This is a genomic window from Vibrio sp. 1401, assembly GCF_033340295.1.
Genome location: NZ_JAWOWF010000384.1, coordinates 1 through 687, shown reverse-complemented (window position 1 = coordinate 687; position 687 = coordinate 1). Strand labels below are relative to the sequence as shown.

General features: G+C 44.0%; 2 protein-coding genes. Both read right to left on the bottom strand.

What is annotated here, in order from left to right; translation table 11 throughout:
• Positions 1-366: glycosyltransferase N-terminal domain-containing protein (locus R7Z77_RS25780; protein ID WP_318137102.1), on the bottom strand; the 366-nt coding region annotated here is incomplete at its 3' end.
• Positions 360-687: lipopolysaccharide heptosyltransferase II (gene waaF, locus R7Z77_RS25775; RefSeq protein WP_318137101.1), on the bottom strand; the 328-nt coding region annotated here is incomplete at its 5' end. The genes R7Z77_RS25780 and waaF, both read right to left, overlap by 7 nt.

The window sequence follows — 687 nt, the reverse complement described above, 5'->3', positions numbered from 1 at the left end:
TATTGCCTTTAGGAAGCTTTTTACAGCAAAGCCAAAGTCTATTGGCATATAGCGGTGCTCAACTAAATCACCCAACTTGGCTATTTGTTCCGCACCAGTGCTCGTGGTTGTTGTGACAACGATAGGTTGCTCTGGATATTGCTGTTTGAGTTCCTTGATTAGAGGTGTTGCCGCGATGCTTTCGCCTACAGAAACAGCATGAATCCAAATTGGACGCTGATGCGTTTTTAACTGTGGGGTAATTCCAAAGTGTTCTTTCCAGCGCCCACCAAATTTGGGTTTATTGGGCTTGCTTTTATATAAGCCCAATAAAAGAAATGGTGAGGCAAGCGCTAACAGTGCCGTATAAATAATTCGAATTAACATGAACTAGTCGCAATGGCTTCGAGCTTCTGGATGCTATCTAGGACTTGTTTTGGCGATAGCTCAGTCAAGCATTTCAAATGTTGGTATTGGCACTCACGCTTGAAACATGGTCGGCAGTCGATATCGGTATGAACCATTTCAACTTTTTCAGCCAGTGGTGGTGTGTACTTTGGTGATGTTGAGCCATAAACAGCAACGACATTACAACCTACAGCGGCTGCTACATGCATTAAGCCTGAGTCATTTGCGACCACCGTTTTACATGCAGCAAGAAGATCGACCGCTTCAATTAAACTGGTTTGCCCTGCTAGAACATGAATG